At 70.6% G+C, this 5,955-nt stretch carries 7 protein-coding genes; all 7 read left to right on the top strand.

Annotated features, from left to right (window positions below; genetic code table 11):
* Positions 1 to 118 precede the first annotated feature (118 nt).
* A complete protein-coding gene (locus tag ACWGIH_RS43390; RefSeq protein ID WP_453452785.1) occupies positions 119 to 562 on the top strand; it encodes a DUF2752 domain-containing protein in 444 nt (147 codons plus the stop codon).
* Between the two features lie 184 nt (positions 563 to 746).
* Positions 747 to 1,556, top strand: a complete 810-nt coding sequence (gene trpC / locus ACWGIH_RS43385; protein ID WP_451215852.1) for an indole-3-glycerol phosphate synthase TrpC — start codon at positions 747 to 749, stop codon at positions 1,554 to 1,556.
* Between the two features lie 9 nt (positions 1,557 to 1,565).
* Positions 1,566 to 1,787 (top strand): tryptophan biosynthesis modulator TrpM, encoded by a 222-nt coding sequence (gene trpM / locus ACWGIH_RS43380; protein WP_453452787.1) that lies wholly within the window; start codon positions 1,566 to 1,568, stop codon positions 1,785 to 1,787.
* A gap of 100 nt (positions 1,788 to 1,887) precedes the next feature.
* The gene (gene trpB, locus ACWGIH_RS43375) at positions 1,888 to 3,174 is read left to right on the top strand and encodes a tryptophan synthase subunit beta (protein ID WP_453452789.1); all 1,287 of its coding nucleotides are present in this window, start codon (positions 1,888 to 1,890) and stop codon (positions 3,172 to 3,174) included.
* Positions 3,171 to 3,986: a tryptophan synthase subunit alpha gene (gene trpA, locus ACWGIH_RS43370; protein WP_453452790.1), complete on the top strand. Its 816-nt coding sequence runs from the start codon at positions 3,171 to 3,173 to the stop codon at positions 3,984 to 3,986. The genes trpB and trpA overlap by 4 nt, the downstream gene beginning before the upstream one ends.
* A gap of 63 nt (positions 3,987 to 4,049) precedes the next feature.
* Entirely contained in the window at positions 4,050 to 4,826 is a 777-nt protein-coding gene (locus ACWGIH_RS43365; RefSeq protein ID WP_453452792.1) for a DsbA family protein, read from the top strand.
* Between the two features lie 109 nt (positions 4,827 to 4,935).
* Positions 4,936 to 5,904: a prolipoprotein diacylglyceryl transferase gene (gene lgt, locus ACWGIH_RS43360; protein ID WP_453452794.1), complete on the top strand. Its 969-nt coding sequence runs from the start codon at positions 4,936 to 4,938 to the stop codon at positions 5,902 to 5,904.
* The last annotated feature ends 51 nt before the right edge of the window (positions 5,905 to 5,955 follow it).

The following is a 5,955-nucleotide window of genomic DNA, read 5'->3' as shown; positions in this document are numbered from 1 at the left end:
TCACCGTCGACAGCGGCTCGAAGCTCGCGTTCAGCACCAGCGTGTCCCGCATTTCGCCCACCTCCCGTATGCACACCGACCCACCCCTGGCGGGCACGGGCCACCGCCGACGGGCACAATGCATCGGGTGAACGCTGAACCCGAGAGCGCGGCACCACTCGCCGGCCCCGCACTGCGGCGCCTCGCCGTGCCCCTCGGCGTGCTCGGCCCGGTGATCGGAGCCTTCGCCTACGTCGCGACGGTCGACCCGAACGAACCCGGCCACTACCCCGCCTGCCCGCTGCTGCAGCTCACCGGCGTCTTCTGCCCCGGCTGCGGCGGTCTGCGCAGCGCGCACGCCTTCATCCACGGTGACCTCGTCACGGCACTCGGCGCCAACGCGCTGGCCGTCGTCGGGTACGGCGTCTTCGCTGTCCTGTGGACTCTCTGGGCGGCCCGCGCGGTGCGCGGACGACGCCTGCGGATCGAGTTGGGGTCCGCACAGCTGTACGGGCTCGGGGTGCTGATCGCGCTTTTCACCCTCGTGCGCAATCTGCCGTTCGGGGCATGGCTGCATCCCTGAATGCCGAGAAACCCCAGGCGGCGGGGGTGGTGGGTGTCCAGGACGTGGGACTGGCGTCAACCGGATGCGTTGCCTTCGCCCTCCTGCGGATACCATCGCAGTGACCATCGGAATGCCGGATGAGGCAGCCGAACAGCTTGAGGTTCAAACAGCAGCTTCACCGTCAGGGAAGGGGGCCGCTCGCGTGAGTGTGCTCGACGAGATCATCGACGGAGTCCGTGCCGACCTCGCGGAACGGCAGGCGCGCGTCAGCCTCGACGAGCTCAAGGAGCGCGCGGCGAAGGCTCCTGCGGCCAAGGACGGGGTCGCCGCGCTGCGCGGCGACGGCGTCAAGGTCATCTGTGAGGTCAAGCGCTCCAGCCCGTCCAAGGGCGCGCTCGCCGCGATCGCCGACCCGGCCGGTCTCGCCGCCGACTACGAGGCGGGCGGTGCGGCCGTCATCTCCGTGCTCACCGAGGAGCGCCGCTTCGGCGGATCGCTCGCCGACCTGGAGGCCGTCCGGGCCAAGGTCGACATCCCGGTGCTCCGCAAGGACTTCATGGTCACCTCGTACCAGCTGTGGGAGGCCAGGGCCTACGGCGCCGACCTCGTCCTGCTGATCGTGGCCGCCCTGGAGCAGCCCGCCCTGGAGTCGCTCATCGAGCGCGCCCATTCGATCGGCCTCACGCCGATCGTCGAGGTGCACGACGAGGACGAGGCCGAGCGGGCCGTGGACGCGGGCGCGCGCATCATCGGCGTCAACAACCGCGACCTCAAGACGCTGAAGGTCGACCGCTCCACCTTCGAGCGCGTCGCGCCCGAGCTGCCGGACGACGTCGTCAAGATCGCCGAGTCCGGTGTGCGCGGGCCGCACGACCTCATCGCGTTCGCCAACGCCGGTGCCGACGCGGTCCTTGTCGGGGAGTCCCTGGTGACCGGCCGCGACCCGAAGGGCGCGGTCTCCGACCTGGTCGCCGCGGGCGCGCACCCCGCCCTGCGGCACGGGCGGAGCTGACCTCTCCCGATGACCGCCTTCGCCCGCCTCGCACCCGGCTGCCGCCCTCGCGGCTGCCGGGCGCCTGCGCGGCGGGTGCATGGCCGCAGGGTGCGGTACGTCATCGGAGATGAGCCGGGTCAGGTGAACGGGATGCGATGGCCGAGCGCCCCGCCAGGGGCGCGGGGAACTGCGCGATCAGCCACGGCGTCGCGTCGGCCGGACGAATCGTCCGCCCTTCACGGCGCGTAGCCGTCCTCACCCCGGTGGGGCTTGCTCGCGCAGTTCCCCGCGCCCCTGGCGGGGTCGATCGCACCGCAGATCACCCATTCACGCCATGTGAGGTAGAGGCATGCCCAGCGAATTCTTCATCCCGGACCCGGACGGTCAAGTCCCCACCGTCGAGGGCTATTTCGGCGCGTTCGGCGGCAAGTTCATCCCGGAGGCCCTCGTCGCCGCCGTGGACGAGGTCGCCGTCGAGTACGACAAGGCCAAGAACGACCCCGAGTTCGCCCGCGAGCTCGACGACCTCCTGGTCAACTACACCGGCCGCCCCAGCAGCCTCACCGAAGTGCCCCGGTTCGCCGAACACGCCGGTGGCGCACGGGTCTTCCTCAAGCGCGAGGACCTGAACCACACCGGCTCGCACAAGATCAACAACGTGCTCGGCCAGGCCCTGCTCACCAAGCGCATGGGCAAGACCCGCGTCATCGCGGAGACCGGCGCCGGACAGCACGGCGTCGCCACCGCCACCGCCTGCGCGCTCTTCGGCCTCGAATGCACCATCTACATGGGCGAGATCGACACCGAGCGCCAGGCCCTGAACGTGGCCCGCATGCGCATGCTCGGCGCCGAGGTCATCGCCGTGAAGTCCGGCAGCAGGACCCTGAAGGACGCCATCAACGAGGCGTTCCGTGACTGGGTCGCCAACGTCGACCGCACGCACTACCTCTTCGGGACCGTGGCGGGTCCGCACCCCTTCCCCGCCATGGTGCGCGACTTCCACCGCGTCATCGGCGTGGAGGCCCGCCGCCAGATCCTGGAGCGCGCCGGACGCCTGCCCGACGCCGCCGTGGCCTGCGTGGGCGGCGGCTCGAACGCCATCGGCCTCTTCCACGCCTTCATCCCGGACGCCGATGTCCGCCTCATCGGCTGCGAGCCCGCGGGTCACGGCATCGAGACCGGTGAGCACGCGGCCACGCTGAGCGCCGGCGAGCCCGGCATCCTGCACGGCTCGCGGTCGTACGTCCTCCAGGACGAGGAAGGGCAGATCACCGAGCCCTACTCGATCTCCGCCGGACTCGACTACCCGGGCATCGGCCCCGAGCACGCCTACCTCAAGGACAGCGGCCGCGGCGAGTACCGCGCGGTCACCGACGACGCGGCCATGCAGGCACTGCGCCTCCTGTCGCGCACCGAGGGCATCATCCCGGCCATCGAGAGCGCCCACGCGCTCGCCGGGGCACTGGAGGTCGGCAAGGAGCTCGGCAAGGACGGGCTGCTGATCATCAACCTGTCCGGGCGTGGCGACAAGGACATGGACACGGCCGCCCGCTACTTCGGCCTGTACGACACGGACGCCGCCGTCGAGGCGGACGCGGGCAACGGAGCCGCGGAGATCGAGGGGGACGCCAAGTGAGCGGCAACATCAGTCTGTTGGACGACACCCTCGCGGCCGCCAAGGCCGAAGGGCGCTCCGCCCTCATCGCCTACCTCCCGGCCGGGTTCCCGACCGTGGACGGCGGCATCGCGGCCATCAAGGCGGTCTTCGACGGCGGCGCCGACGTCGTGGAGGTCGGTCTCCCGCACAGCGACCCGGTCCTCGACGGCCCCGTCATCCAGACCGCCGACGACATCGCGCTCAAGGCGGGCCTGAAGATCGCCGACGTGATGCGCACGGTGCGCGAGGCCCACGAGGCGACCGGCAAGCCGGTGCTCGTGATGACGTACTGGAACCCCATCGACCGCTACGGCGTCGAGCGCTTCACCGCCGAGCTCGCCGAGGCAGGCGGCGCGGGCTGCATCCTGCCCGACCTGCCCGTCCAGGAGTCGGGCCTGTGGAGGGAGCACGCCGAGAAGCACGGCCTCGCCACGGTCTTCGTCGTCGCGCCGAGCAGCAAGGACGAGCGGCTCGCCACCATCACCGCGGCCGGCTCGGGCTTCGTCTACGCGGCGTCCCTGATGGGCGTCACGGGCACCCGCGAGTCCGTCGGCGAGCAGGCGCAGGAGCTGGTGCGGCGCACCAAGGCCACCACCGAACTGCCGGTCTGCGTCGGCCTCGGTGTCTCCAACGCCCGCCAGGCCGCCGAGGTCGCCGGTTTCGCCGACGGCGTGATCGTCGGGTCGGCCTTCGTGCAGCGGATGCTGGACGCCGAGGACGAAGCGGCGGGCCTCGCCGCCGTCCGTGCGCTCGCCGCCGATCTCGCGCAGGGAGTTCGCGGCAGCGCGTAACTCGTACGGGTGGACCTGGGACCGGGGAGGCACGCTCGTGCCTCCCCGGTTCGTTGGCCGGGTGTGAGCGAGAAGAACCGTGAGGGAAAGCGCGCGGCCCGCGACCGGCTGGCGGAAGAGCGAGAGCGGCAGAAGTCGCGGGACAAGCAGCGCAGGGTGTTGATCGTGAGTGCCGCCGTCGTGGGCGTCCTCGCGCTCGCCGCCGTGGCCGGTCTGGTCGCTGCCAACTCGGGTGACGACAAGGACACCTCGGGTCCGTTGTCGGTCCCCAAGGGGGCGGCCGGCGAGGATCAGCTCGCGATCCCCGTCGGCAAGGACAGCGCCAAGTCCACCCTCACCATCTGGGAGGACTTCCGCTGCCCCGCCTGCAAGCAGTTCGAGGACGTGTACCGCAAGACGATCCACGAACTCACCGACAAGGGCCAGCTCAAGGTCGAGTACCACCTGGCGACGATCATCGACGGGAACATGGGCGGCAGCGGCTCCCTGCGCGCGGCCAACGCGGCCGCATGCGCCCAGGACGCCGGGAAGTTCACGCCGTACCACGACGTGCTGTTCATGAACCAACCCCCGGAGACGGACGACGCGTTCAGCAAGAACAGCAAGCTGATCGAGCTCGCGGGCAAGGTGGACGGGCTCGTGAACGACACCTTCAAGAAGTGCGTGGACGACGGCAAGCACGACAGCTGGGCCCAGAAGTCGAACAAGGCCTTCCAGGAGGCCGGCCTGCAGGGCACGCCGAGCGTGCTGCTCGACGGCAAGAACATCTTCGCCGACCAGAAGAACCCGCTGACCCCGGCGAAGCTGAAGGCGAAGGTCGAGGAAGCCAACCGGGGCTAGCCGCATCCCGGGGCGGGGTTGTTCCGGGGCCCCGCCCCGAGCCTGTTATGGAGACGTAGCCGGGCTGGTTGCCTCAGGCACCACCGGGCACGGTAGCGTCGGACCTGCCATGGACCTTGCCTTCATTCCCAGCCCATCGCGCGGTGTGGTCGAACTCGGACCCATTCCGCTGCGCGGCTACGCGTTCTGCATCATCATCGGCGTCTTCGTCGCCGTCTGGCTCGGCAACAAGCGGTGGATCGCTCGCGGGGGCCGCCCAGGCACCGTGGCCGACATCTCCGTCTGGGCCGTGCCGTTCGGCCTCGTCGGCGGGCGTCTCTACCACGTGATCACGGACTACCAGCTGTACTTCAGCGAGGGCCGTGACTGGGTGGACGCCTTCAAGATCTGGGAAGGCGGCCTCGGGATCTGGGGCGCGATCGCGTTCGGCGCGGTCGGCGCCTGGATCGGCTGTCGCCGGCGCGGCATCCCGCTGCCCGCCTGGGCCGACGCCCTCGCCCCCGGCATCGCCTTCGCCCAGGCGATCGGCCGCTGGGGCAACTGGTTCAACCAGGAGCTGTACGGCAAGGCCACGGATCTGCCGTGGGCGCTGGAGATCACGTCGGCGGAGGACGGCCGGGTGCCCGGCACGTACCACCCGACGTTCCTCTACGAGTCCCTCTGGTGCATCGGCGTCGGCTTCCTGGTCATCTGGGCCGACCGCCGTTTCAAGCTGGGCCACGGCCGGGCGTTCGCGCTGTACGTCGCGTCGTACTGCGCCGGGCGCGGCTGGATCGAGTACATGCGGGTCGACGACGCGCACCACGTGCTCGGCCTGCGTCTGAACGTCTGGACCGCCATCGCGGTGTTCGTGCTCGCCGTCGTGTACTTCGTGCTCTCCGCCAAGAAGCACCCCGGGCGCGAGGAGATCGTCGAGCCCGTGCCCGCCGGGGAGGAAACCCGGGACGGCGAATCGCCCGAGGGCAAGGACACGAAGGCGTCGACGGACAAGGGCAAGGACGAGGACGCCGAAGCCGATGGGGCCGCCGGGGACAAGGGCAAGGACGGAGCCGGGGCCGAGTCCGCCAAGAAGGGCTGACGCGCTTCCTCCTCCGTACGTACGTCGACGGGGCCGCCGGATCACTGATCC

It is taken from the genome of Streptomyces sp. NPDC054872 (assembly GCF_053610705.1).
This window is presented reverse-complemented; position numbering and strand designations above follow the sequence as displayed.

Bases quoted from the DNA above. Each gene is read 5' to 3' on its own strand.
- lgt (WP_453452794.1), top strand. From the start codon at position 4,936: ATGGACCTTGCCTTCATTCCCAGCCCATCGCGCGGTGTGGTCGAACTC.
- trpM (WP_453452787.1), top strand. From the start codon at position 1,566: ATGACCGCCTTCGCCCGCCTCGCACCCGGCTGCCGCCCTCGCGGCTGC.
- trpB (WP_453452789.1), top strand. From the start codon at position 1,888: ATGCCCAGCGAATTCTTCATCCCGGACCCGGACGGTCAAGTCCCCACC.
- ACWGIH_RS43390 (WP_453452785.1), top strand. From the start codon at position 119: ATGCATCGGGTGAACGCTGAACCCGAGAGCGCGGCACCACTCGCCGGC.